This window comes from Novosphingobium panipatense (assembly GCF_900182875.1).
In the GTDB taxonomy this organism is placed as follows: Bacteria; Pseudomonadota; Alphaproteobacteria; order Sphingomonadales; family Sphingomonadaceae; genus Novosphingobium; species Novosphingobium panipatense.
In genome coordinates this window covers 23,339-46,372 of the sequence record NZ_FXUI01000018.1, presented here as the reverse complement: position 1 = coordinate 46,372, position 23,034 = coordinate 23,339, and the positions used below count along the sequence as shown (strand labels likewise).

Below are 23,034 nucleotides of genomic sequence, written 5' to 3'. Positions count from 1 at the left end.
CATGCACATCGGGACCGGCTTTTCGCAAGCCATGGAACACCGCCTGTTTCGCTCCATGTTCGAGGAGCGCAAGCGGGTCTTCGTCGATCTTCTTCGCTGGGACGTTCCGGTCATCGCCGGTCGCTACGAGATCGATCAGTTCGACAATGATCGCGCCGTCTACATCGTTGTTACCGGGGACGACGGGGAACACCGGGCCTCCGCACGGCTTCTGCCGACCACGCACGAGCATATTCTCGGCACGATCTTCCCGGATCTTTGCGAGGAAGCGCCGCCGCGCGGCAGTGCTATCCTGGAAATCACCCGCTTTTGCCTTGCGCGAAAATTGCGCGCCCGGGAGCGTCTCGAGCTGCGCAATCAGCTGGTCACCGCGCTCGTCGAATATGCCCTCGCCAACCAGATCCACAGCTTCACCGGGGTCGCCGAGTGGCCGTGGTTCCAGCAGATCCTGGGTTTCGGCTGGACTTGCCGACCATTGGGTCTTCCCACGTCCGAGCAAGGGCGAAGTCTCGTCGCCTTGCAAATCGATGTGGACGACCGAACGCGCGAGCAGCTGCGCGCGAGCGGCATTTTCCGCCCTGTCGGCCTTGCCGATCTTCCCGCCGCAGCATGAGGAGGGCGATCATGGCCACGATCGCACGGCGCGGCGTCTCCGCCGCGACCAAAGCCGACGAAAATCTGCGGCAGCACGGCTTCTGCATCCTGCGGGATGTCGAGTCTCGGTCACGCATCGAGGAGATCAATCGATCCCTCCATCCGCGTTTTGCCGCCACGCCTTTCTGCCAGGGCGGATTCTACGGCCCTCGGACAAAACGCTTCGGTGGCCTGCTGAAGCGCGCGCCGACGGTTGAAAGTCTTGTCCAAAACCCTGTTGTCATGCGCCTCGTCCACGCTATCCTCGAGCCCTGGTGCGACACGGTCCAGCTCAACCTCACGCAAGCGCTCGAGCTGCACCCGGGGGCGCCAGCGCAATTTCCGCACCGGGATCAGGACATGTGGCGCGGTCCGACCGGCGAGCTCGAATATTTCGTCAACGTCATGTGGCCGATTTCGCCGTTCAAGGCCGAAAATGGGGCGACGCTGGTCTGGCCGGGGAGCCACAATGGCGGGCAGGGCGACGACGGCGCGGAGCCGGTCGCCATCGAAGCGGATCCGGGATCGGCGATCATATTCCTGGGATCGACCCTCCATGGCGCCGGCGCGAATCGTTCAAACGCGGTGCGCCGAGGCATCATCGTCAGCTACTGCCTCGGCTGGCTGAAGCCCTATGAGAACCAGTGGCTGACCTATCCGCCCGAGGTGGCCAGCGCATTCTATCCCGAGCTTGCCGCGCTGGTCGGCTACCAGCAGCACCGCCCCAATCTCGGCAATTATGACGGGCAGTGCCCGTCCATCCTGCTCGGCGGCGATCCGCCAGACCATCTCGCCGCAATCGATGCTCTCCGGCCCGACCAGGAAGGCGCTCTGTCCGAATTCCTGCGGCAGCAAACCGATCAACTCCCCCCCCGGCTAGGGGGATTGCCGAAATCGAGCGCGGTCGGAACAAAAGAGAGGTGAAATCCAACGGATAGCTGACGGCATTTCCCGACGCGGGAGCTGTCTCTCGCGGGGGAAGACCCGATGCAACGTGCAATATTCGGCATGGCGATGCTCGCCCTCGCCACAGCCCTTCCAAGCGCACCGGCAGCGGCGAATGACCTGGGCTGCCAGGTTCTCCTGTGTCTTTCCAATCCCGGTGGCGCGACCCAATACGCGCAATGCGTGTCGCCGATGACCAAGCTATGGCAACGCTTGGCCACCGGCGGCGCCTTTCCCGGCTGTAGCGGCGGCGTCGCCCGCACGAAGGTCTATGATCGCGATTCCACAACTCGCCGCCGGGTGGTCATCACGTTCAACGACGGCCGCAGCCAGACCTTCTCGCTGGCCGGCATCGAGCGTTTGGACGGCGGCCGCCGATGATCCTCGATGTCGCCACCCTTCTTTCGCTTGCAGGAGCTTGCGCACCGACGGTGGCGCCTGAGACGCTCATTTCGATCGTCCACACGGAGAGCCGGTTCAACAGTCTCGCAATCGGGGTCAATAGTCCCGGCGTGCGCGCGCCAAAGCCCGCGACCAAGGCGCAGGCAATCGCTGCGGCGCGCAGCCTGATTGGTCGAGGCTACAACATCGATCTCGGCCTGGGACAGATTAACAGCGCCAATCTCGGCTGGCTGGGGCTTTCGGTCGAAAATGCGTTCGAACCCTGCTCCAATCTGGCCGCCGCCGCGCGTGTCCTCGCGACCAACTACCAGGCGGTCGCGCGCCTTGCCCCGAGCCGGGATCATGCGATCGCGACCGCCCTGTCGATGTACAATACCGGCGACCGGCAGCGCGGCTTTCGCAATGGCTATGTCGCCAGGGTCTATGCCAGCGCGTCGGCCGTCATTCCGCTGATCCGTGGCACGGCGCCGGTGGCTGCCGCACCAGCGATTCCTCAATCTCTGCCCACCTTCGCTCCGCCACCCGACACCCCTGTTTCGCCACCGGCCGCAGCTGGGTGGAATACAGCGGCGAGGGCGAGCCAGGCCTCGCTCATGGTGTTCGGCGACGGGGCCGCATCTCAGAAAGGACAGCATCCATGACAGCAATCACCGCCCACCCGGGCGGACGGCCCCAATGGGCGCGACTTCTGCTGCGCGTCATCGGCGTGATGGCATTGGCGCTGCTTGTCTCGATGCTGCTGAGCGATCCTGCACACGCGCAAGGTGCCGACGGCATCACGTCCATGGCGGAGAACATCAAGACCTGGCTCACCGGGACCTTCGCCAAGACCATCGCGGTGATCGCGGTCGTGATCGTTGGGTTCATGTTTTTCACCGGGCGCGCCAGCCTCGGCCTTCTGGTGACGGTCATCGTTGGCATCTTCATCGTCTTCAGTGCGCAGTGGATCGTCGACACCATCACAGGTGGTGCGTGAAGGAGAGCGCCGCCCTGGACGAGCGGCTGCGCGAGGAGACGCTGTTCCTGGCGGTCACGCGGCCGACGATGTGGCTCGGCGTGCCGCTCGAAGCCTCGTTGCCGATCGCGCTTGCCGCCTGTCTCACTTTGATCGTCAGCGGCAACCCGCTCTATGCCGGCGCCATCGGAGGCGCCTGTCTTGCCGTGGCGCGGCTCATCGTGCGGCACGATGCCAATGCCTTCCGGCTGCTGTGGCTGTGGACCATGACCAAGGCGCGCAGCCGGAACCGCGCCTGGTGGGGCGGCAGTTCCTATTCGCCGCTCCCGGTTGCCGGGCTGAAACGCAAGGGCTTTGCGCGTGGCTAGCGCGGCTGCCCAGCTTCCGCCGCGCAAGACGCCGTGGCGCATATTGCGGCAAGAGGCCGAGCCGGGTCGCTATCTGCCCTACGTGCGCCACGTGACATCGGAGGTGATCGCGCTCGATAGCGGCGACCTCATGATGATGTTCCGCCTTGAAGGGCTTGCGTTCGAGACCGCGGATCCGATCCACCTCAATGACTGGCACGAGAAGCTCAACGGCACCTGGCGCAACATTGCCGACGATCGGCTCGCGCTCTGGACGCACATCGTTCGCCGCCCGGTCGATGACTATCCCGAAGGCCAATTCCGCTCGGACTTCGCGGCCGATCTGGACGAAAAATATCGCGCGCGGGTGACTGCCAAGCGCATGTTCGTCAACGAGCATTATCTGACGCTGATCATGCGGCCGGCGGTCGGCTCGGCCGATCGGACCGGGCTTCTCCTCAAGCGCATCGCCAAGGCCAGGGCGGCCGATGAGGAAGTCGACCCCGACGAGTTGGCCCGCTTCGAGGAGAAGGCGCGCGATATCGAAAAGCTGCTTCGGCGGTGCAGCCCCGCGCGGCTCGCTCTTTATGAGCAGAATGGCCTCCTATTCTCCAGGCCGCTCGAAGTGCTCGAGCAAGTCATGATGGGCGCAAAGGCCAAGGTCCCGCTGGTCCGAGGCCATCTTGGATCAGCCCTCTACGGCGAGCGGGTGATCTTCGGACGCGAGACGGTCGAGATCCGCGCCCATGATGCGAGCCGCTGGTTGGGCATTTTCGGCATCCGGGAATATCCCGCGCTCACCCGTCCCGGTCAGATGAACGCTCTGCTCGGCCAGGATTTCGCGTTCGTCGTCTCGCAGTCCTTCACCTTCATGGGGAAGGCGCGCGCAGCCGAAAGGCTGCGCCGGCGACAGAACCAGATGGCTTCGACCGAGGACGCGGCAGCAAGCCAGGCGCTCGACCTCGAAGACGCCGCCGACGATCTTCAAAGCAATCGGTTCGTCCTTGGCGAACATCATTTCTCGCTTGGGGTGTTTGCCGAAAGCCAGAGGCGACTCGCCGATAATCTGTCGGCCGCGCGGGCGGCGCTCGCGGACGCTGGTTTGGTATCAGCGAGGGAAGGGCCGGCGCTCGAAGCAGCCTTCTGGGCTCAGCTTCCCGGTAACTTCGCGTGGCGGGCGCGGCCGGCGGCAATCACATCGCGGAATTTCGCCGCATTGGCACCTTTTCATACCTACCCCGCAGGCCGGCCGAGCGGAAATCATTGGGGTCCGGCGATCGCGCTGATGAAAACGGCCGCGCAATCGCCCTACTATTTCAACTTCCATGTCGGGGATCTCGGCCACACGCTCATCATCGGTCCCTCGGGCGCGGGCAAAACGGTCGTTCAGAACTTCCTGATGGCGCAGCTCGAGAAGACGGGCGCGCAGCAGATCTTCATCGACAAGGATCGCGGCGCCGAGATCTACGTGCGGTCTGCTGGCGGGATCTATCTGACGCTGAAGAACGGGGAGCCAACCGGCTTCGCGCCGCTGCGGGCGCTCGAATATGGGCCGCGCAACCTCGTCTTTCTCGGTCGTCTGATCCGGCAGCTGGTGACGCCGCCCGGCGGCACGCTGGGCGTCACCCAGGAGCGCATGATCGACGAAGGCTTGGCGTCGCTCGGGCGGCTCGCACCGGAGAACCGATCCATTCTGGCCCTGCGCCAGCTGCTCGGCCAGCGCGATCCGGAAGGCATCGGCGCTCGGCTTGAGAAATGGTCGCGAGGCGGATCGCTGGGTTGGGTGTTCGACAACGAGATCGATGCTTTGTCGCTCGATGCGCCGTTCCTCGGCTTCGACATGACCGACTTCCTCGACAATCCGGAAGTTCGCACGCCGATCATGATGTACATGTTCCATCGCATCGACGGCCTTCTGGATGGCCGACGACTGGTGATCGACATCGATGAGTTCTGGAAGGCGCTGGGTGATGACGCTTTCCGCGCCTTTGCCCAGGATGGCCTGAAGACCTACCGCAAGCAGAACGCCTTCCTGGTTTTCGGCACGCAGAGCCCGGCCGATGCGCTGCGCTCGGATATCTCGCACAGTATCATGGAGCAGGTCGCGACCAAGATCCTGCTGCCCAACCCCTATGGGCGTGAAACGGATTATATCGACGGGCTGGGCCTGACCCAGGCGGAATTCAAGCTCGTCCGTCACGACCTGAACCCGGAATCTCGCCGCTTCCTCATCAAGCAGGGTCATGACTCGATCGTGGTGGAACTGGACCTGGGCGGCCTCTCCGACGAGCTCGCGGTGCTCTCGGGCACCACGGAAACCGTGACGCTCCTCGATGCCATTCGCGCTGATGTCGGCGACGACCCGGCGAAATGGTTGGCTCTTTTTCACCAGCAGCGTCGGTCTGCATCGATCAGGAAAGGATGAGCTATGGGTAAGGGCATATACGCAGCACTTGGCGCCATCGCCCTTGGAATGGCGGGGCCTGCAGTCGCGCAAGGTATCCCCGTCTACGACAGCTCCGGCTATCTGCAGGCGCTGGCCACGGTGAAGAACACCCTGTCGATGATCGATCAGGGGAAGGAGCAGATCGCAGAAGCGAAGCAGCTCTATGGCAGCTTCAACCAGGTCACCGACGTCAACGGCATCGCATCATCTCTTTCCACCGATGCCATGCGCCACCTTCTGCCGCGGGAGGCCCGTGACATCAGCCGGCTGATGTCGTCGGACAATGCCAGCCTGGGCTCGCTCGGGAGCTCCGCGACCCGTATCCGGGACGCCAACCGTATCGCTTTGCCGGAATTGCGACCAGGTGCGTCGGCGTATGAGCGCGCTTCCCGCGACAACCTCTTGCGGAACGGCGACCTCGCAGCGCGCGATGCCGCGATCGCGGAGGCGGCCTATGGCGTGTCGGCCCAGCGTACCGCCGGGCTCGAAGAACTGAGAACCTCGCTGGATACGGCTTCGGACGCCAAGCAGGTCATGGATATCCAGGCGAGGGTAGGGGTCGAGAATGCCCATATCCAGAACGACGCCTTGCAATTGCAGGCGCTGCGAATGCGGCAAGAAGCAGACGTCCAGTTGCGATCACAGCGCGAAAGCGAAGCGATACTGGCGACGAAGCTAGAAAGCTTGTCGCAATGACCGCGAGAGCTTTGCTGCTTGGGTTTGCCGCAGCGGGAATGCTCGCAGGATGCGAGCGGGCACCGCGCGGGAAGGACTATCTAACCTCTCACCCGGAAGAGCTCAGAGGACTCGTCAAGGCCTGTGCCGACGGATCACATCCCAACGAACAGGAGTGTTCCAACGCTGAAAGCCTCCGGATTCTCGACAACAAGATGCGGTCGCTTTCGAAATAATCCAGCGCCTTGGAGCTTCGCATGGCCACGGACATGTTCAATTCACTTTACGCGAACGTTGATGGGAAGCTTGATCTTTTCCTCAACGAGCGTCTCCAAAACGTCGTAGAGGTTGTCCGTGGTCCGCTCGCTGTCGGGCTGGTTATCTACATCGCCCTGTTCGGGTACATGGTGATGCGGGGCATCATCAGCGAACCATGGGGTGAGCTATTCTATCGGATGGTGAAGCTCTGTCTGCTGTATGTTGCTGCGACGACGGTCGCCTATTCCGATTGGATCACGACGCCGCTCTTCCACGGAATGCCCGATGCGATCTCCCAAGCTCTCGCCGGTAAGACGATCGACACAGTAGGAGAGGCCTTCGACGACTATTACACTCAAAGTGATGCTATAGTTGCACGGATAGAGACTGAAGCCGCAACGTACAGCGACATTAACCCATATAAACTGGTCCTCTATGCGCTGAGCCTGGGGCTGAAGGCATTAGCTGGGCTCTCGGCAGCGGTTGGATTTGCTATTACTATATTTGCCAAAGTTGCGTTGGCGATCATTATCGCACTTGGCCCCATCTTCATCGCTCTAGCTCTCTTCGAGCCAACGAGGCGTTTTTTCCACGGCTGGCTGGGGCAAGTATTCAACTATATCGTTCTCCTTGCTGTAATCATAGCCATCACGACCCTGATCACAGACCTCGGAGCGGCTGCAACAGCAGCATCTGAAGGCGTCGTGGATACGGCTTTCGGTGCTGTCCTGTTTGCAGCGTACATATTTTTGGGCACGATCTTCTTCTTCCAGGCTCCAGCCATTGCAACGGGAATAGCCGGGGGAGCCGCTGCCGGCGTGGGTGCCTTCGCCGGAACGGCCTGGGGCACGATGGCATCTCCCTTCCGACAGCGTCGCGTCATGCGCAACAGCCGCAACTTGGAGCGCGCCGCTCACCGCGGCGGCACCATCGAAGCGGCGTAGCGAGGCATCTCATGGCTTTTTCTTCACCAATATTCGCGCCTAGCTTCCGCCGTAGCGTCACCTGCCTGGGCGTTGTTCTGGCTGCGCTCGGCGTCGTCGGCTGTGCATCCGGTCCAAAGAAGCTCGCGGTTTGCAATGGCCATCACCTGCGCGACGTGAACATCTATGGAAGCGTCTTACCGGGCTCACCTGTGCCTGCGACCACGGCGCCGAGAGCTGCGCCGCCCATACCGCCGCTATCGCATCCAAGAGACGGCGATCCACCCCCACCGCCCGCCGTGCCTTCCGCGTCATCTTCCGGAGACAAAGTATCGTTCGCACCAAGGGGACCGCATTATGCGAGCTGCTGATGACCGCTCGGAGGCGGTGCCGGCATCGGGGCTGCAGCGCTATTTCCGGGACGCACGAAGCTGGGATCAGGACAGGATCCGGAACGCGCTGCGCTCGACCCGCATCGCTTGGAGCATCGCGGCCATCGCCTCACTCCTGGCCGCGGCCTCGATCTTCGCAGTTGCGGCTCTGACGCCTCTCAAGACTGTCGTGCCCTATGTTATTCGCGTCAACCAGACCACCGGCGCGGTGGATGTCCAGACCGCGCTCACGCAGCGGCCGATGCGCTACGATGAGGCGGTCACCAAATACTTCCTCGCCCAGTATGTGAGAACCCGCGAAAGCTGGATCCCGGCAGCGGCCGAAGAAAATTTTCGGTTCGTGACGATCCTCTCGCAGCCGACCGAACAGCAGCGCTGGGCGCGCTTCTACAGTAGCAACAATGGTGCCAGTCCCCAAAATGTCTGGGGCAAGAACGCAGTTGTGCAGGCGCGCGTGCGCAACATCGCCTTCATCAACGATCGCGTCGCCAATGTCCGGTTCACGCGGACAGTCCAGACCGAGACCGACATCCAGAACAGCGATTGGATCGCCACGATCACGTTCGCCTACGCCAACGCGCCCATGGCGGAAGGCGATCGCTACCGGAACCCGCTGGGATTCCAGGTCGAAAACTATCGTGCCGATCCGGAGGTGATCCGATGAGGGCGCTCTCCGCCGCCATCATTTGCGCGCTGGTGCCTGTAACGGCGGCGCACGCGGTCGAAGTTCCGCGAGGTGGTCCGTCCGACCCGCGCGTCAAGTTCGTCGAATATGAAGAGACCGAGGTCTATCGGATCGTCGGCACGTTCCGGACCGCAACACAGATTGTCCTGAGCGACGATGAGACGATCCAGCACGTCGCGCTGGGCGACACCGTATCTTGGGAGGTCGCCGTCGCCGGGCACATCCTGTTCCTCAAGCCGCGTGAGCGTGCCGGACCGACCAATCTCATCGTCACCACGTCGCGCGGAGGCGAATTGCGCAGCTATGCGTTCGAGTTGACCGCTCGCAGCGGTCCGATCACGGGCCGCAACGGCCAAGCCTATTTTCAGGTGCGGTTCCGATATCCCAGGGACGATGCAGACCGCGCCGCGCGTCTCAGGGCCGCGCAGATTGCCATGCAGGCGGCTGCCCTGGAGAGCCGGGCCGTTCGCGGCGCTCTCGATCATGGGGTCGTCGAAGGGCCTCGCAACATGAACTACAAGGTGCAGGGCTCCAGCGAGCTTCAGCCGTCGGAGGTCTCCGATAACGGGCAGTTCACGGTGTTGCGTTTCCCAGCGAACCGCGAGGTGCCGGCTATATATCTGGTGCGACCAGACGGGTCTGAGACGCTGGTTCCCTTCGACGTCCGTGACGAATTCGTCGTCGTCCATCTGGTGGCGCGTCAGCTGCGCCTTCGGCGGGGCGGCGAGGTGCTGTGCATCTATAATCAGGCGCCAGAACCCTATGGGGTCGATCATGGGACGAACACCGGGTCGCCCCATGTCGAGCGCACCATCACACATCCGCAGGAATGAGCCATGGTTGAAGATCCATCCTCCGTTTCGCGCCCTCTGCCGAGCGCCGATCTCACGCCAGAAAAAGACGAGATCCTGCACGAGCGCGGTATCGAGCCGATCGGGGGGATGACGCCTTCCAAGCGTAATACCGCCCTCATCTTTGCCGGCACGGCGATGGTACTCGGCATCCTGTGGGTTAATTCCGGAACGAGCCAACAGGCCTCCAATCGTGACCTCACTGCACCGGGCGGGGCGGCCCAAGAGCGGCGCGATATCGTGGCCCGGGAAACCGTCGATTACGCGGCGGTCGCGCCGCAGCCGAGACCGCTCGGCGCAGGCGGGAACGATCCCAACGCACCGGTGCTCAATCCCGCAGCCGGGGTTCCTGGCCCCGACGGTCAGATCGTCCCTGCCATGCAGCCCGGTGCAGCGCCCGGCCCGTCAGGCGCCCGGCCGAACCTGGCCGACCAGGCGCGACGGTCGACACTCATCGCCTATGGCGGGCGCGATCTCGGTGGAGAGACCTCGCAAGGCCCGGCGGCGGCCTCGAGCGCGCAACCGACCGAAAATTCAGGAACGCCAGGGAGTACGGAGGGCGGTGCGCCCAATGCGCTGGACTTGCTGCGACAAAGCTCAGCCGTAGGCGAAGCGCGAGCCTCGATGCTCCCCAATCGCAATTTTCTGATCACTGCGGGGACATTGATTCCCTGCACCCTTCAGACGGCCATCAATTCCGCACAGCCTGGATACACGTCCTGCCTGATTCCACGGGACGTGTATTCCGAGAATGGCCGGGTCGTGCTCATGGAAAAGGGCACGCGCGTACTCGGCGAGTATCGCGGGGGCATCCAACAGGGGCAGAACCGCCTCTTTGTGCTTTGGACCCGGGCGGTGACGCCACAAGGCGTCCGCATCGACCTTGCCTCGCCTGGGTCAGACGCGCTCGGCCGCGCCGGGCTCGCCGGAGCGGTCGACAGCTTCTTCTGGGCACGGTTCGGCGGCGCGCTCCTACTCTCGCTCGTCGATGACGCCGCCTATATTGCCGGGCAGGCCGCATCGAGCGGCAACGGCAATTTCAACAATGTCACGCGTGCGCCGAGCGAAGGGGCCGCGATCGCGCTCCAGAACAACATCAACATCCGGCCGGTGCTGAAAAAGAACCAGGGCGAGGAGGTCGGTATCTTCGTCGCCAAGGACTTCAACTTCGCCGATGTCTACAATCTGGAGCTGCGGCGGTAAGCCATGCGCGATACCGCCGTCCTCCGCCATTATCTCGAACCGCTTCTTCCGTTGCTGGAGCCGGATGATGTAACCGAGCTCGTCATCAACCGCCCGGGCGAGGCGGGGATCGAGGACCGGCAGGGGTGGCGATGGCATGAGTTGCCTGAACTGGACAGCGAGTGGCTTGGAACGCTCGCCGTCGCCGCGGCAAGCTTCACGCACCAGGACATCGATGGGCAGACGCCGATCTGTTCGACCGTCCTCCCAGGCGGCGAGCGCTGCCAGATCGTGATCCCGTCGGTGACGCCGAGCGGCTGCCCGTCCTTTACGATACGCAAGCCCTCGACCGTAACCCTGCCGATCGACCAGCTCGCACGCGCTGGCCTCTTTGACACGACGCGCGCGAGCGCCCGGGACCTTACCGAAACCGACGCCGAGTTGGTGGCACTTCGCGACGCGGGCGACTGGCCAGCCTTTTTCAAGGTCGCGGTCGCCGCGCGCAAGAATATCCTGGTCAGCGGGGCGACCGGGTCCGGCAAGACGACCTTGGCGAAAGCGCTTATCCAGCTCATCCCGCCCGACGAGCGGCTGCTTACGATCGAGGACACGCGCGAACTCATCGTGCCCCATCGCAATGTCGTTCACATGGTCTATTCGGGCGAAGGGCAGGGCCGTGCGAAGGTCGGTCCCAAGCAGCTGCTCGAGAGCGCGCTGCGCATGCGCCCGGACCGGATCCTGCTGCAGGAGCTGCGCGACGGCACCGCCTTCTTCTACCTGCGCAACGTCAACTCGGGGCACCCTGGGTCGATCACCACCGTCCATGCTGGCTCTGCGGCGGGCGCCTTCGAGCAGCTGACATTGCTCGTCAAGGAATCCGAGGGCGGCCGCGATCTCGCGCGCGATGATATCCGCGGACTTTTGCGAATGCTCATCGATGTGGTCGTCCAGACCCGGCGCCATGGCGGTCGCTTTGAGGTCGAAGAGGTCTACTTCCACCCGAAGGTGGGCGATGCCGGTGCAGCGTAACTTCTGGATCATCGGCCTGTCCGTTGCCGGCGGCACCTTATTGTGCTGCGCCATCGCCGTGCCAGTTGCCCTCTTTGGGATGGGCCAGATCGGCCCGAACACCGACATCACGGCCTTGCCCGCATGGTTGTGGTACTATCGGGCGGACCCGCTGCTTATTCTTTGGCTAAAGCGCGGGGCTCTGGCGGGCGCTGTTGTGGTCGGGCTCCTCGCAATCGGGATTCTGCGCCGCGGGCCGGCATTGCACGGCACCGCCCGGTTTGCGCGCGAAGGCGAGATCCGGCGGGAGGGCCTTCGCGACGCTGCCGGCATCGTTGTCGGCCGCAAGGCTGGACGTTTCCTGATATTCGGCGGGAGCGAGCATGTTCTGCTCGAGGCGCCCACGCGAGCGGGCAAGGGCGTGGGCGTCGTCATTCCCAATCTGCTGACCTGGCCAGATTCGGTGATCGTGCTCGACGTGAAGCGGGAGAACTGGGGCGCAAGCGCCGGCTATCGGGCACGGGCCGGCCAAGCAGTGCATCTGTTCGATCCGCTCGACGCGGAGGGGCGGACGGCGCGGTACAACCCCCTGGCGCACATCAGGCGGACTGATGACACCGAAGTCATCAACGAGCTGCAGAAGATCGCGGGCATGCTGTTCCCCGCGCCCGAGCGATCCGATCCCTTCTGGGCGGAGGCCGCGCGAGCGGCCTTTGTCGGCGTCGGCGCCCTGGTCGCATCCAACCCGGGCCTGCCCTTCACCATCGGCGAGATATACCGCCGCCTCACGAGCGGGGATCCCAAGAGCGACCTTCCCGCAGCGCTTCAGGAAGCTCGCAGGGTGGGCCAGCGCCTCAGCCAAGCTTGCGTGTCCGCGATCCAAGATTTCACCTCGGCCTCGGACAACACCTTTTCCGGGATCAAGCAGACCATCACCGCACGGCTCAATCTCTGGCTCAACCCCATGGTGGATACCGCCACCTCGGAGAGCGACTTCGACCTGCGCGAGGTGCGGCGTCGGCGCATGTCGATTTACCTTGGCGTGTCGCCTGACAATATCGACCGCATCGCGCCGATCTACAGTCTGTTCCTGCAGCAACTCGTGGATCTCAACACCCGCGACCTTCCTGAGGGCGCTAGCAATGTCCCGGTCCTGGTCCTGCTCGACGAGTTCGCCAGGCTCGGCAAAGCCTCGGTGATTGCGAGCGGCTTCTCCTACGTCGCCGGCTATGGCCTGCGCCTGGTTCCGGTCATTCAGAGCCGATCCCAGCTTCGCGCAATCTACGGTCCCGATGTCACCGACGAGATCATCGCCAATTGCGGCCTCGAGGTTGTCTTCACGCCTAAGGAGCTGAAGGTCGCGAACGAACTTTCCGAACGGCTCGGCTTTTTCACGATGAACGTGAAATCCCGCAGCCGTACCATCCACGGGCTACTGGCGAACCGGAGCATCTCGGAATCTGATCAGCGCCGCGCGCTCCTGCTGCCGCAAGAGCTCATGCAGCTGCCGAAGAACGAGCTCCTGCTCCTTCGCGCCGGCATCCCCCCAATTCGAGGGCGCAAGATCGCCTATTACCGGATGCCGCGCTTCACTCGGCGGGTGGTTGCTCCGCCTGTGCCGTCCGCCCGTCCAATCGCGGCAATGCTTTCCCCACCTACGCCGGCTTCAGCGCGGCAGGGCGCTGGTACACCCGGTCTGAGCGGCGCCCCACAGCAGCCGGCGACAAGCTCGGGCGAGACCATACAGGAGGAAATTGTGATGCGGGAAATGACCGACGCCGAGCTGGCAGGTGCGGCCAAGATCACGGATGACATGCTGGTTCTGGGCGACCTGGCCGAACTGCCGCCCCCGGGCGACGAGGCCGCCGCGATCGCGTTCGTGTCGGCGATGGTCGAGCGGGCACTTTTGCCATCGGTCGGGCAGCCATCCACATCCATTATCCAGGAAAGGACAGCCCATGTCCGCTGAGAAGTCCGAGAATTCGCGGGGCGCCAGGAAGCGCGCCAATGCCATTTCAATCGGTGAAGGTCAGTCCGCACCGCGTTCTGGGAAAGACACGCGGGACGACATTCCCAAGGATCCCGGCACCCCTAACAAAGGCAAGGAGGGGGCAGGGGTCGAGCCCCGATCAATTTCTGCCGGCGACATACCGGAGCCCCTGCGAAAGCGCTACTTTTCGTCGACCGGCAAATGGTCGGGCGAACCGGCCTACTTCACGACGGCGCAGGCAAAAGAGCCTGCATTTCGGGACCAAGGGCGGCGTCTTGTCACCTCGAGCGAGAGTGAGGAGGTCGTGCGTGATCTCGTCGCCATCGCCCGGCATCGCGGATGGTCGAATGTTCATCTTACTGGCAGCGAAGCCTTCCGCCGGGCAGCATGGCTCGAGGCCAGTCGCCAAGGATTGGAAGTACGAGGATATCGGCCGAACGAACGCGACCTACAAGAATTGGATCGGCTACGGCGAGACAAGAGCCGCAACAGTATTGCGCCGGCTGCCGTTCCATCAATCAGCCTGGAGTCCGGCCGAGGTCAGTCACAGGCTCGCGAGCGACCGACGCGATCCCGACCTGAGGCGCCCGGAGACAGAAACGAGCGAGCCGCGCAAAGTCAGTTGCGAGTGATCGAGGCGGTCGTGCGAACCGCATTGTTCGACAATCCCGAAGCGATCTCGCGTGTTATGAAGGTCGCGACCACGAAACTGCGAAACCACGTCGAACAGGGTCATCAAATTCGTCCTGCCACGGTCAGGGATACACGGGAACGGGGGCCTGTCAAAGTCGCGTCCGGCCGACAGGAATCGTCTAAGGTTCACCCACCTATCCAGCGATCTCGCAGTCGATAGGCGCGACTGAAACCGCTCGCACGGAATAGCTTGATCCTCATCGTCCTGAGCCCCAAAAGACTCAGAGCAAGGGGGGCCTGTGGACGTCGAAGATTTTATTGCGAAGTGGGCACCCGCAGGTGGCAACGAGCGAGCCAACACACAATTGTTTCTAACCGATCTGTGTCAACTGCTCGGCGTAGAGGCCCCGCGGCCAACGCTAAGTGACACAGCGCAGAATGATTACGTCTTCGAACGTCATGTCATCAAAACCGAGATTGATGGCGCTACATCCAACGGCTGGATTGATTGCTATAAGCGTGGCAGTTTCATCTTAGAGGCTAAGCAAGGTAGCAGTGCCGACCTGGCGGCAGTCGACGCTGGTCAAGGTTACTCGCTTCGCGACTTCTTTGGCCAGACTGCGGAGGACCGCTTCAAGCGCGGCATGGCTCGTCGAGACACCGCTGCATGGACCGGCGCTATGCAGCGAGCTGCAAGTCAAGCGGAGGGCTACGCTAAGAATTTGCCCCGCTCACATGGCTGGCCACCTTTCCTGCTGGTCAGCGACGTTGGATATTGCATCGACGTCTATGCGGACTTTCAACGCAACGGGAAAGGCTATGCGCCATTTCCCGACCGTCGTCGGTATCGAATTACCCTCGATGAACTGCGCGACAAGACAGTCCGGGAGCGCCTGGCGGCAATTTGGACCATGCCAATGTCGCTCGACCCCTCGGCCGAGGCGGCACGGGTTACGCGAAAAATTGCGGATCATCTGGCTGTTCTAGCCCAGGGTATCGAAGCTCGAGAGCAGGACCCGGATCGCGTGGCGGCCTTCCTTATGCGTCTCCTCTTTACCATGTTCGCGGAGGACACTGGTCTTATTCCGAAGGCGAGTTTCAGCGCGCTCTTGAAAAAAGTCCGCGATCGCCCCGAACTCCTGGCCCCCCAACTCAGTCAGCTATGGGAGGCGATGGATACCGGTGGCCTTGCGTTTGGCCTTGGTGAGGCAGGGGAGGTTGTGCGTCAGTTCAATGGATACCTCTTTAAGGATGCCAGTGCGCTGGCGCTTGATCAGCGTGAGATCAACGTCCTCATCGACGCAGCGGCATCGGACTGGCGCCAGGTCGAGCCAGCAATTTTCGGAACCTTGCTTGAGCGTGCGCTGAATGCCAAAGAACGCGCCAAGCTTGGCGCGCATTTCACTCCGCGCGCCTATGTAGAGCGACTGGTCGGCCCCACCGTAATGGAACCCCTGCGCGCTGATTGGGAAGGTGCGCGAACCGCAGCAACCTTGGCTGCGGAAGCAGGCGACAAGGAGACCGCGCGTCTTGAGGTCGAACGCTTTCACACCAAGCTCGCAAACATCGTCATTCTAGACCCGGCCTGCGGAACGGGCAATTTCCTTTATGTCGCGCTTGCGCGACTTAAGGAGTTGGAAGGAGAGGTGCTCGAATTGCTCGAAGCACTCGGCGATGAGCGCTATCTTCTTGAGCTCGGCAGCCACACGATTACTCCTGCCAACTTCCATGGCCTCGAAATCAATCCTCGGGCTGCACAGATCGCTCAACTCGTGCTCTGGATTGGCTATCTTCAATGGCATTTTCGTGTGAACGGAGAAGATCGGATGCCCGAGCCCCCCGTTTTGCGTGATGTCAGAACGATCATCCCAGCCGATGCCCTGCTTGATTGGGACGAGAAGCTTCCTGAGATGGAGAACGGCGAGCCAAAGACGATCTGGGATGGTACGTCGATGAAGCCGCATCCAGTGACCGGGCGACCCGTTCCCGATCACTCCGGTCGGCTAACGGTATATCGGTACGTCAATCCGCGGCGGCAAGTCTGGCCGGAGGCAGACTTCATCATCGGGAACCCGCCCTTCATCGGATGCCGCCGAATGCGCAAGCGCCTCGGGTCGCCCTACGTCGATACGCTCCGGAGCGTGTACGGCGACCTTTCTGGCGAGATCGATTTCGTGACCTATTGGTGGGCACGAAGTGCCGAGCAGGTAGCGAATGGCTCTGTTCGAGGATTTGGTCTCATCACGACGAAGACTATTGCCCAATCGAGTAATCGCTCGGTGCTTAGCCGCTATCTCGATCCTGAGCGCGGTGGCAAACTCTACCTGACCTTCGCGATTCCGAACCATCCGTGGCACGATCAGGAAACAACCGCTGCGGTGCGGATCGCGATGACTGCGGCTGCTGCCGGACAAGGCGCAGGACGGCTGTCGAGCGTTTCACTGGAGAAGCGCAAAAAAGGTGAAACACTGCTCGAGTTTGAGGAGCAAGTTGCGCCGATTAACATCGATCTGACTACCGGCGCCAACGTCGCCGGCGCCACCTCACTCAGAGCCAACGGCAACATCTGTCGTATGGGTGTGAAAATGTCCGGTGACGGATTCAAAATCAATACCGAGCAGCGAGCCCGCTTCATCGCCGATGGCGTGCCGCCGGAACGAATGCCGCTGGTTGTGGCCGGCACGGATGTGACTGAGTCTCAAAGTAACACTTACGCTCTCGACTTCTTCGACATCGAGACTGAGGACGAGTTGCATGATCGCTTCCCTGGCGTGCACCGCTACCTGTTCGATCATGTGAAGCCAGAGCGCGATGAAAACGACAGGGAGCAGTACCGCCTCAATTGGTGGCGCTTCGCAGAACCTCGACCGAGGCTTCGTGCAGCCATCAGCGGTCTCCGGCGCTACATCGTCACCAGCGAAACAGCTACGGAGAGGTTCTTCAAGTTTATTCCCAGTGCGGGCCGTCTCGTGGATGGCTCAGTTATAGCGATTGCGTCCGACGACCCCTATGTTCTCGGCGTGGTCTCGAGCACAGCGCACACCGTGTGGGCGCTTCGTGCGGGCGGGCGGATGGGGTCGGGCGACGATCCGCGTTATCAAAATGAAACCTGTTTTGATCCGTTTCCCTTTCCGCCGAGCGTGCCGGAACTGGAGCAGAGGATTCGGATTGCAGCGCGCAAATTGGACAGGTTGCGCCGGAAGGTTCTAGCGCGCCATTCGGATCTGACCCTGACAGCACTTTATACCACGCTCGCCCGTATGCGAGATGCCAAGGGTGGAGTTCTTGATCCCAAATACCGGTCCATCGCCGAACGCGGCGAAGTCTCGCTCATCCGCCATTATCACCAACAGATAGATGAGGCTGTCGCTGAAGCATACGGTTGGCCGCGCGACTTGGAACATGAGGAAATGCTGGTCAGGCTTGTTGCTTTGAATGACGAGCGAGCCGAGGAGGAGCGTGCGGGGCAGATCCGGTGGGTTCGGCCCTCTTTCCAGGCGAAATCCCTCCGAAAGAAGCCGGCCCAAGTCGTCCTGCAACTTCGCAGAGGCACCAAGGCAAAGAAGGTGGAGCGGGATTGGCCAAGCGCCCTTCCAGAACAAGTGGTTGCCGTCGCAAGCGTCGTGGCGCGGTCCGCCAAACCATTGGCGCCCAAAGATGTTGCCCGTGCATTCAAAGGGAAACGCGCCTCTACAGTCGCGCCAGTGCTTGATGCGCTTGCAGGAATGGGGATGGTACGAAAGCTTGAGGACGGCCGCTATGCGGCCTGAGAAGCTGCGCTTCGGCAAATGGCCAACGTCTCCATTTGCCGCTCTTATCTTCATAAACGGTAGGCACTGACTGCCAGGGGGGAACATCACCGTGTCGAGTTTCCGCTTCCTGCATGCTGCGGACATCCATTTGGACAGTCCATTGCATGGCCTATCGCGGTACGATGGACTTCCCGTCGAGGAGATCCGGTCGGCCACGCGATCCGCGTTTGACAACCTCATCCAATGCGCGATCGACGAGGCGGTGGACTTTGTCGTCATCGCCGGCGATCTATTCGATGGCGACTGGCGCGATATGGGGACGGGACTCTACTTTGCCCGGGCCATGGGCCGTCTCGATCAGGCCGGCATTCCAGCGTTCATTATTGCCGGCAACCACGACGCCGCCTCGGCGATCTCGCGGACGTTGACTTGGCCGCCAAACGTTCGCCAATTCGGACCGAGGCGTCCCGAAACCCACAGGCTGCCGAACCTCGCTGTGGCGCTGCACGGCCAGAGCTTTTCCACGCCGGCCGTCACCGACAACCTCGTCCTCTCCTATCCGGCCGCAGAAGCGAACTCGTTCAACATCGGCGTACTCCACACCGCCTTGGCGGGGCGGCCGGGGCACGCCAAATACGCGCCCTGTGGCGTCGAAGATTTACGCGGGAAGGGCTACGACTACTGGGCACTCGGCCATGTGCACGAGTTCGAAATCGTCAACGACAACCCCTATGTCGTCTTTCCAGGCAACGTGCAGGGCCGCACTATACGCGAGGCGGGCGCAAAGGGTGCAGTCATCGTGACGGTGGTGGATGGCGAGGTTTCGTCCATTGATCGCATCGATCTGGACGTTGTGCGCTGGATCCGCCTCGACATCGATTGCGCCGGCTCATCGCCGGGCGGCCTCCCGGACCTGATCCGCGCCGAACTGACGCGCATCCACGGCGCCGATGGCTCCGGTCGGCCAATGATCGTCCGCGTGAGCCTGAGGGGCGAGCTCGCAGGCGCAGGCGCGCTCATCGACAAGGCTGGGGCCATTCGGGACGACGTGCGCGCCATCGCCACGTCGATCTCGCCAGACCTTCATGTCGAGAAGGTGAAGGTACTGGTGTCGGAGCCGACCACGGAACAACACGCCGTGCTCGGCGAGGATCTCGATGAATTGATCGGCGAGGGCTCCTCGGACCTCGGACTAGCGGCGGCGATTGAGGCGGATCTGGAGCGCTTCATGGTTCTGGCGAAGAGCGCGCTCGGTGAGTCGGAGGACGGTGAATTGCGTCTGTTAGCGGCACAGGGCGACTGGGCAGGAATCCTCGGCACCGCATCAACGGCGTTGCGGTCGCGCCTGACGCCGGAAGCCTGACAATGCGTTTCTCCCGCCTTTCCCTCGAACGTTACGGCCGCTTCGCGGACTGCGAGCTAAACTTTCGGTCCGGCGACCCCGACCTCCACATCATCTATGGGGCGAACGAAGCCGGCAAGACGACCTCGCTGGCGGCGGTGTCAGACCTCCTTTTCGGATTCCCCCAGCGGTCGCCGTACAACTTCATGTTCGATTACATCCTCCTCAGGGTCGGTGCGGTACTGGAGGACGGTAGTCGGACGTTCGCGTGCCGCCGGAAAAAGGGTACGGCCGGCACGCTGCTTGACACGAATGACGCAGCGATCGACGAGGCTCCCCTTGCCTCGATGCTGAAAGGGCAGACCCGCGAAACCTTCAGCCTCTCCTTCAGTCTCGACCAGGATGCCCTGCGCTCGGGAGGCAAGGCAATGGTAGAAGCCAAGAACGACCTCGGCCGCACGTTGTTCGCCGCGGGTTCTGGCCTCACCGGCGTCGCCGACGAGCTCAAGAAGCTCGAAGGCGAGGCCGATGCCATCTGGGCGCCTACGACGTCCCAGCGACGCAGCTTTACCTTCGCGCACCGCCAGCTCGCCGAAGCCACCAAGACGATCCGAGACGCAGCTCTCAAGCCCAAGTCCTGGTCTGACGCACGGAACGCGATGCTGGAGGCACAGGCCGCACTCAATCTGGCTCGAGACGCCCGCGACGTGGTCCAAACGGAGCTGAGGGCTGCAGACCGCGTAAGGCGGCTCGCCCCGCTCGTACGGCTGCGCGACGAGCAGACCGAGACCCTGCTCGGCTACGAAACCATCGTTGATCTCAGTGTGCAACGCGAGGACGAGGCGGAACGCGTGATCCGCGAGGCCGAGGAGGCCCAGCGCCAGAGGTCGACCGCAGAGCAGCTAAAGGCTGACGCGGAAAACCGTCGGGACAAAATCGAGGCCGATCCGACCCTTTTGGAAAAGGCGGACGAGATCGACCAGCTCATCGCGGACGGGGGCGCCGTCGCGAAGGCCGCGCAGGATCTAGTCCGGCGCGAGGCGGAGCTCGTCGTCGCGGAGGCGCTGACTCGCCGTTTGAGGGCCGAAGCGGGACCCAACGCGGACGCCACACCTTCACGCGCTTTGGCGGCAAAGTTGCGCGACCTCTCCCGGACTCACGGCGAGAACGCCGCCGCGAGAAGGCAGATCGCCGAGAGCCGGAACGATCTCGACGACCGAAGGAAGCGCGCGCAGGACCGGCTCGATGGTGCATCGGCCGCCGCGGCTTCCGAGGCGCTCATTGATGCGGTCGACGCCGCACGCGCGCTCGGATCGGATGCCGACGCTCGTTGCGAAGGAGCCGGCCTTAGGGTCGAAGCGTTGGCATCGTCGCTGCCCGCCCTGCTCACCCGCCTTTCGCCGTGGACGGGCGGAATCGACGAGCTGCTGGTGCTACCCGAGGTGGGCGACGAGGAGATCGAGTCCGCACGTAGCGAACTGGCCGAAATTCTCGGCCAAGTTCGCCGTGAAGAGGAGCAGCTCCGGCACTGGACCGAAGAGGCCGAGAAGGTTGCGCTGGAGATTGGCCAACTCGCGACCGGCACCGTCGTGTCCGAGGACGAGATCGCATCGGTCCGTTTGAGCCGCCAGGACTGCTGGCAACCCATCCGTGAGAATGTCCTTGCGGGGACCCCACTCGGGTCTCCAGAAGCGGCCGTAGCCGACTACGAGACAAGCGTGTCCCGTGTGGACGAGAAGATGGTCCTCCGTTTTTCGCTGGCCGAGGAGTCGAGCCGCCTCTCCGTGCTCGAGCGGTCCAAGGCGTCGCACGATCTTCAGGCCAAACAAGCGCAGGGCCGGATTGAAGATGCCCGCAAGCGTTATGGAGAAGCAGCGGAGGCATGGGCGGCGCGATTGACCGCGGCCGGCCTGCCAGCCCTCGAGCCCACCCGTTTCCTAACCTGGCGGTCGGCGCGGGACGCGGCGGTCGAGGCCCATCGCGATGGCTTGACGTTGCGGGCCGATCTCGCTTCCATTGTCGGACGGCGTGACCGGTGCCGGGCCGCGCTGGCGCAGGCGTTGGAGGTTGCGGACGCCGGCGGACCGTTAACGCCGGTACTCGCGGCAGCCGAGCGGAAGCGGGCTGAATACGAGGATTTTACGCAACAGCGCCGTCTTGCCGCAGAACAGTTGGACCAGATCGCCGCGGAGGCCTCCGCCCTCGACCGGCGGCACCAGCGCCTCGACGATGAGGACGCGTCGAACGTCACCTCCTGGCGAGAAGTAATGGACGAAGCCGGTCTGCAGCTGGACATCGTCACTTGCGGTGCGGTTCTGGAACTACTCGATGATCTTCGTGGCGCCATCGCGGCAGAGGCAGACCTGCGCAGGAGGGTCGAGACGATCCGCAGGGACGCCAGCAATCACATGGAGCGGGTAGAGAAGTTGTCCGATGGCTCCAACGTTCCCGCGGGCGACACGGCGACGCGGCTTGGCGCTCTAAGGAATTGCCTCACGGCGGCCAGGTCGGCCGCCACGCTGATCGATTCGCTGGATGAGGAAGCGCGCCGCCGCGCGGATCAGTTCGAGGAGGCTTCGGCGAAGCTCGCCACGGCCGACGCGGCGCTGGCCCCCGCGCTCGCTGAAACCAAATCGACGGATCGCGCGGAATTATCGGAAGCGATCGAACGGTCGCGCGCGAAGCGCCGGCTGACGGTGGAGCGGGCCGCCATAGAACGCAGGATCGTCGAGGAAGGGGACGGCTTCACGCTGGACGAACTCGTCGCCGCAGTCGCCGCTTCTAATCCTGACCAAATCGCGAGCCACGTCTCGTCGCTGGATGCACGGTTGGGGGAATTGAACGACGAGGTGGCCGCAGCGGCTACGGCGCATGGCCACGCCAGATCTGCTTTCACCGCCCTCGACGCGGGCGGGACAGCCGCGGTGGACGCGGCATCGGACGCGGAACAGGCGAAGGCCGAGCTTGAAGTCCTTGCCGAACAGTACATCCTGAAGCGTGCTCAGGCGCTGACGTTGAAGTGGGCGATCGAGAAATACCGCGAAAGACATCAAGATCCGTTGCTGTTGCGCGCCGGCGATTTGTTCTCGATTCTGACCGCCGGCCGCTATGCCGCGCTACGAGTGGACGCCGACGGAAGCGTCCCGCGGCTGCTGGGCCTGAGGGACGATCGACGCACAATGGTGGAGGTGGGCGCCATGAGCGAGGGCACCACCGACCAGCTCTTCCTCGCCCTTAGGCTGGCGGCGCTGGAGCAATCGGTGAAGGCTGGGGTCAACCTGCCGTTTCTCGCCGATGACTTGTTCGTGAACTTCGACGACGAGCGCGCCGAAGCGGGGTTCAGGGTGCTCGCCGAGGTGGCCTGTTCCACGCAGGTCCTGTTCTTCACGCACCATCCCCACCTTGTCGAGATTGCCAAGTCCGTTGTCGGTGACGACCTCCACTCGAAGTGCGAGCTCGCTTGACGCGATGCGGCTAGAGGACAGCGCCATGATCATCTTCGGGACCGATCCTTGGTTCCGCCGTGCGGACGTCCAGGTGATCGGCGCCCAAGCCGATGGCGTCGGGCGCGCTGACGCTAGGGTTCATCGCCCGGGTTATATAGCGCCAAAATAG

General features: G+C 63.0%; 19 protein-coding genes. All 19 read left to right on the top strand.

Translation table 11 applies throughout. The features are described 5' to 3' along the window. The first annotated feature begins 1 nt into the window (after nt 1). The 19 genes from QOL62_RS17580 (at nt 2) to QOL62_RS17495 (ending at nt 22,883) form a co-directional block, all read left to right on the top strand. Nucleotides 2-613, top strand: coding sequence for an acyl-homoserine-lactone synthase (locus tag QOL62_RS17580; protein ID WP_007683387.1), 612 nt, complete (start codon nt 2-4; stop codon nt 611-613). Between the two features lie 11 nt (nt 614-624). After that, on the top strand, nt 625-1,557 hold the full coding sequence (locus tag QOL62_RS17575) for a phytanoyl-CoA dioxygenase family protein (RefSeq protein ID WP_283407093.1): 933 nt from the start codon (nt 625-627) through the stop codon (nt 1,555-1,557). Between the two features lie 63 nt (nt 1,558-1,620). Continuing rightward, nucleotides 1,621-1,959 (top strand): hypothetical protein, encoded by a 339-nt coding sequence (locus QOL62_RS17570; RefSeq protein WP_009823965.1) that lies wholly within the window; start codon nt 1,621-1,623, stop codon nt 1,957-1,959. After that, on the top strand, nt 1,956-2,621 hold the full coding sequence (locus QOL62_RS17565) for a lytic transglycosylase domain-containing protein (RefSeq protein WP_007683393.1): 666 nt from the start codon (nt 1,956-1,958) through the stop codon (nt 2,619-2,621). Before QOL62_RS17570 ends, QOL62_RS17565 begins: the two co-directional genes overlap by 4 nt. Next, the gene (locus QOL62_RS17560; RefSeq protein WP_007683396.1) at nt 2,618-2,956 is read left to right on the top strand and encodes a TrbC/VirB2 family protein; all 339 of its coding nucleotides are present in this window, start codon (nt 2,618-2,620) and stop codon (nt 2,954-2,956) included. Before QOL62_RS17565 ends, QOL62_RS17560 begins: the two co-directional genes overlap by 4 nt. Continuing rightward, nucleotides 2,953-3,303: a VirB3 family type IV secretion system protein gene (locus QOL62_RS17555; protein WP_007683398.1), complete on the top strand. Its 351-nt coding sequence runs from the start codon at nt 2,953-2,955 to the stop codon at nt 3,301-3,303. Before QOL62_RS17560 ends, QOL62_RS17555 begins: the two co-directional genes overlap by 4 nt. Next, nucleotides 3,296-5,707 (top strand): VirB4 family type IV secretion/conjugal transfer ATPase, encoded by a 2,412-nt coding sequence (locus tag QOL62_RS17550; RefSeq protein ID WP_014072616.1) that lies wholly within the window; start codon nt 3,296-3,298, stop codon nt 5,705-5,707. The genes QOL62_RS17555 and QOL62_RS17550 overlap by 8 nt, the downstream gene beginning before the upstream one ends. Nucleotides 5,708-5,710: 3 nt before the next feature. Beyond that, nucleotides 5,711-6,424, top strand: coding sequence for a TrbJ/VirB5 family protein (locus tag QOL62_RS17545; RefSeq protein WP_007683402.1), 714 nt, complete (start codon nt 5,711-5,713; stop codon nt 6,422-6,424). Then, nucleotides 6,421-6,639, top strand: coding sequence for an EexN family lipoprotein (locus tag QOL62_RS19970; RefSeq protein ID WP_150132838.1), 219 nt, complete (start codon nt 6,421-6,423; stop codon nt 6,637-6,639). The genes QOL62_RS17545 and QOL62_RS19970 overlap by 4 nt, the downstream gene beginning before the upstream one ends. Nucleotides 6,640-6,660: 21 nt before the next feature. Then, the gene (locus QOL62_RS17540; protein WP_007683405.1) at nt 6,661-7,605 is read left to right on the top strand and encodes a TrbL/VirB6 family protein; all 945 of its coding nucleotides are present in this window, start codon (nt 6,661-6,663) and stop codon (nt 7,603-7,605) included. Between the two features lie 336 nt (nt 7,606-7,941). Beyond that, on the top strand, nt 7,942-8,640 hold the full coding sequence (locus QOL62_RS17535) for a VirB8 family type IV secretion system protein (protein ID WP_007683408.1): 699 nt from the start codon (nt 7,942-7,944) through the stop codon (nt 8,638-8,640). Next, on the top strand, nt 8,637-9,494 hold the full coding sequence (virB9, locus tag QOL62_RS17530; RefSeq protein ID WP_007683410.1) for a P-type conjugative transfer protein VirB9: 858 nt from the start codon (nt 8,637-8,639) through the stop codon (nt 9,492-9,494). Before QOL62_RS17535 ends, virB9 begins: the two co-directional genes overlap by 4 nt. Nucleotides 9,495-9,497: 3 nt before the next feature. After that, complete coding sequence (gene virB10, locus QOL62_RS17525) at nt 9,498-10,715, top strand: type IV secretion system protein VirB10 (RefSeq protein ID WP_014072617.1); 1,218 nt, start codon at nt 9,498-9,500, stop codon at nt 10,713-10,715. Nucleotides 10,716-10,718: 3 nt separating this feature from the next. Continuing rightward, the gene (gene virB11, locus QOL62_RS17520; RefSeq protein WP_007683413.1) at nt 10,719-11,723 is read left to right on the top strand and encodes a P-type DNA transfer ATPase VirB11; all 1,005 of its coding nucleotides are present in this window, start codon (nt 10,719-10,721) and stop codon (nt 11,721-11,723) included. Then, nucleotides 11,707-13,671: a type IV secretory system conjugative DNA transfer family protein gene (locus tag QOL62_RS17515; RefSeq protein ID WP_007683415.1), complete on the top strand. Its 1,965-nt coding sequence runs from the start codon at nt 11,707-11,709 to the stop codon at nt 13,669-13,671. The genes virB11 and QOL62_RS17515 overlap by 17 nt, the downstream gene beginning before the upstream one ends. Further along, entirely contained in the window at nt 13,661-14,545 is an 885-nt protein-coding gene (locus QOL62_RS17510; RefSeq protein WP_073507149.1) for an LPD7 domain-containing protein, read from the top strand. Before QOL62_RS17515 ends, QOL62_RS17510 begins: the two co-directional genes overlap by 11 nt. Nucleotides 14,546-14,624: 79 nt before the next feature. Beyond that, nucleotides 14,625-18,095 (top strand): class I SAM-dependent DNA methyltransferase, encoded by a 3,471-nt coding sequence (locus tag QOL62_RS17505; protein ID WP_007683417.1) that lies wholly within the window; start codon nt 14,625-14,627, stop codon nt 18,093-18,095. 91 nt (nt 18,096-18,186) lie between these two features. Next, nucleotides 18,187-19,440 (top strand): metallophosphoesterase family protein, encoded by a 1,254-nt coding sequence (locus QOL62_RS17500; RefSeq protein WP_007683419.1) that lies wholly within the window; start codon nt 18,187-18,189, stop codon nt 19,438-19,440. Nucleotides 19,441-19,442: 2 nt separating this feature from the next. After that, nucleotides 19,443-22,883 carry an ATP-binding protein gene (locus tag QOL62_RS17495; protein WP_056383892.1) on the top strand — a complete coding sequence of 1,147 codons (3,441 nt, stop codon included), beginning with the start codon at nt 19,443-19,445 and terminating at the stop codon, nt 22,881-22,883. Nucleotides 22,884-23,034 lie beyond the last annotated feature (151 nt).

Bases quoted from the DNA above. Each gene is read 5' to 3' on its own strand.
- QOL62_RS17580 (WP_007683387.1), top strand. From the start codon at position 2: ATGCACATCGGGACCGGCTTTTCGCAAGCCATGGAACACCGCCTGTTT.
- QOL62_RS17575 (WP_283407093.1), top strand. From the start codon at position 625: ATGGCCACGATCGCACGGCGCGGCGTCTCCGCCGCGACCAAAGCCGAC.
- QOL62_RS17570 (WP_009823965.1), top strand. From the start codon at position 1,621: ATGCAACGTGCAATATTCGGCATGGCGATGCTCGCCCTCGCCACAGCC.
- QOL62_RS17565 (WP_007683393.1), top strand. From the start codon at position 1,956: ATGATCCTCGATGTCGCCACCCTTCTTTCGCTTGCAGGAGCTTGCGCA.
- QOL62_RS17560 (WP_007683396.1), top strand. From the start codon at position 2,618: ATGACAGCAATCACCGCCCACCCGGGCGGACGGCCCCAATGGGCGCGA.
- QOL62_RS17545 (WP_007683402.1), top strand. From the start codon at position 5,711: ATGGGTAAGGGCATATACGCAGCACTTGGCGCCATCGCCCTTGGAATG.
- QOL62_RS19970 (WP_150132838.1), top strand. From the start codon at position 6,421: ATGACCGCGAGAGCTTTGCTGCTTGGGTTTGCCGCAGCGGGAATGCTC.
- QOL62_RS17540 (WP_007683405.1), top strand. From the start codon at position 6,661: ATGGCCACGGACATGTTCAATTCACTTTACGCGAACGTTGATGGGAAG.
- QOL62_RS17535 (WP_007683408.1), top strand. From the start codon at position 7,942: ATGCGAGCTGCTGATGACCGCTCGGAGGCGGTGCCGGCATCGGGGCTG.
- virB9 (WP_007683410.1), top strand. From the start codon at position 8,637: ATGAGGGCGCTCTCCGCCGCCATCATTTGCGCGCTGGTGCCTGTAACG.
- virB10 (WP_014072617.1), top strand. From the start codon at position 9,498: ATGGTTGAAGATCCATCCTCCGTTTCGCGCCCTCTGCCGAGCGCCGAT.
- virB11 (WP_007683413.1), top strand. From the start codon at position 10,719: ATGCGCGATACCGCCGTCCTCCGCCATTATCTCGAACCGCTTCTTCCG.
- QOL62_RS17515 (WP_007683415.1), top strand. From the start codon at position 11,707: ATGCCGGTGCAGCGTAACTTCTGGATCATCGGCCTGTCCGTTGCCGGC.
- QOL62_RS17510 (WP_073507149.1), top strand. From the start codon at position 13,661: ATGTCCGCTGAGAAGTCCGAGAATTCGCGGGGCGCCAGGAAGCGCGCC.
- QOL62_RS17495 (WP_056383892.1), top strand. From the start codon at position 19,443: ATGCGTTTCTCCCGCCTTTCCCTCGAACGTTACGGCCGCTTCGCGGAC.